Genomic DNA, 1,710 nt, shown 5'->3' with positions numbered 1-1,710 from the left:
CTGGCCATCGTCGTGTTCGCGGTCTTCAGCGCGATCGCCGGCCCGCTGGCCCGCCGCCGGCACCGGCCGGCCGCCGACGCCGGCCCGGCGGTCTGCGACGTGCGGCTGCCCGGTCAGGGTCCGTCCGGCCAGGGTCCCTCCGGCCGCGGTCCGTCCGGTCGGGGCCCGTCCGACGCGACCACTCCGGAGCGGAGGGCGGGACTGGCACAATGAGGGGCGAGACGCCCACACCCCCAGGAGGACCCACGGTGACCACCGCAGGCCCGTCGCCGCGCGCCCGATCGACCCGGCAGCGTGCCGCCGTCTCGGCGGCCCTGGACGAGATCGCGGACTTCCGCAGCGCGCAGGAGCTCCACGACATGCTCAAGCACCGCGGCGACTCGGTGGGCCTGACCACGGTCTACCGCACGCTGCAGTCGCTCGCCGACGCGGGCGAGGTGGACGTCCTGCGCACCGCCGACGGCGAGGCCGTGTACCGGCGCTGCAGCAGCGGGCACCACCACCACCTGGTCTGCTGGCACTGCGGCGCCACGGTGGAGGTCGAGGGCCCGGCCGTCGAGCGCTGGGCCAACTCGGTCGCCGCCGAGCACGGGTTCAGCGACATCGCGCACACGCTGGAGATCTTCGGCACCTGCGCGGAGTGCGCCAAGAAGCAGGCCTGAGCAGGCAGCCGGCCGGTACGGACCACGCAAGGGCCCCGCGGGACGCGTCCCGCGGGGCCCTTGCGGCTGTCCGGGCGTCAGCACCGCGCCGTCCCCGGCGTCGGCGCCGCCCCCTCCGGCGCGTCAGCGCTGCGAGGGAAGCTCCGCCGCCACCGGCTGGGCCACCTCGTTGGGGATCGCCCCGCCGAAGCGGCGGTCGCGCATCGCGTACTGCTCGCAGGCCCGCCAGAGGTCCCGGCGGTCGAAGTCCGGCCAGAGCACGTCCTGGAACACGAACTCGGCGTACGCGGACTGCCAGAGCAGGAAGTTGGACGTCCGCTGCTCGCCGCTCGGGCGCAGGAAGAGGTCCACGTCCGGCATGTCCGGGTGGTACAGGTACTTGGCGATGGTCTTCTCGTTGACCTTCCGCGGGTCCAGCCTGCCGGCCGCGACGTCCGCCGCGATGGCCTGCGCCGCGTCCGCCAGCTCGGCCCGGCCGCCGTAGTTGACGCACATGTAGAGCGTCACGGCGTCGTTGCCCTTGGTCTGCTCCTCGGCGATCTGGAGCTCCTGGACGACGCTCTTCCACAGCTTCGGCATCCGGCCGGCCCAGCGGATCCGCACGCCCATCGCGTCCATCTCGTCGCGGCGGCGGCGGATGACGTCCCGGTTGAAGTTCATCAGGAACTTCACCTCGTCGGGCGAGCGCTTCCAGTTCTCGGTCGAGAACGCGTACAGCGAGATGTTCTTCACGCCGAGCTCGATCGCGCCCCTGAGGACGTCCAGCACGACGCTCTCGCCGACCTTGTGGCCCTCGGTGCGCGGCAGCCCGCGCTCCTTCGCCCAGCGCCCGTTGCCGTCCATCACGATGGCGACGTGGTCGGGCACCAGCTCGCCGGGGATCTTCGGGGGCTGGGCGCCACTGGGGTGCGGGGTCGGGGGGACGTACGCCCGCTGCTTGCCGCCGCCGAAGAGCCGTCGCGCTGCCATGTGCTCACTTCTCCACGTATCTCATCGAGCGGATGCCCCGCTCCAGGTGCCACTGCAGGTAGGCCGCGACCAGGCCGCT

Annotated in this window: 2 protein-coding genes and 1 pseudogene; 2 read left to right on the top strand and 1 reads right to left on the bottom strand. The window is 73.0% G+C overall.

The window, feature by feature from the left end:
- Positions 1-213: pseudogene (locus tag MCM47_RS40175) on the top strand (hypothetical protein); the annotation flags it as partial.
- A 35-nt stretch (positions 214-248) separates the two neighbouring features.
- Positions 249-662 (top strand): Fur family transcriptional regulator, encoded by a 414-nt coding sequence (locus MCM47_RS40170; RefSeq protein ID WP_238741026.1) that lies wholly within the window; start codon positions 249-251, stop codon positions 660-662.
- 123 nt (positions 663-785) lie between these two features.
- On the opposite strand, the gene MCM47_RS40165 is transcribed toward MCM47_RS40170, so the two are convergent.
- Entirely contained in the window at positions 786-1,631 is an 846-nt protein-coding gene (locus MCM47_RS40165) for an isoprenyl transferase (RefSeq protein WP_238951777.1), read from the bottom strand.
- Positions 1,632-1,710 lie beyond the last annotated feature (79 nt).

The sequence above is a fragment of the Kitasatospora sp. A2-31 genome (assembly GCF_022288725.1).
In the GTDB taxonomy this organism is placed as follows: Bacteria; Actinomycetota; Actinomycetes; order Streptomycetales; family Streptomycetaceae; genus Kitasatospora.
The sequence above is the reverse complement of the archived record's forward strand: the minus strand, read 5'-3'. Positions and strand labels throughout refer to the sequence as shown.

Excerpts from the sequence above, each read along its gene's own strand:
- MCM47_RS40165 (WP_238951777.1), bottom strand. The coding sequence starts at position 1,631 with ATGGCAGCGCGACGGCTCTTCGGCGGCGGCAAGCAGCGGGCGTACGTC.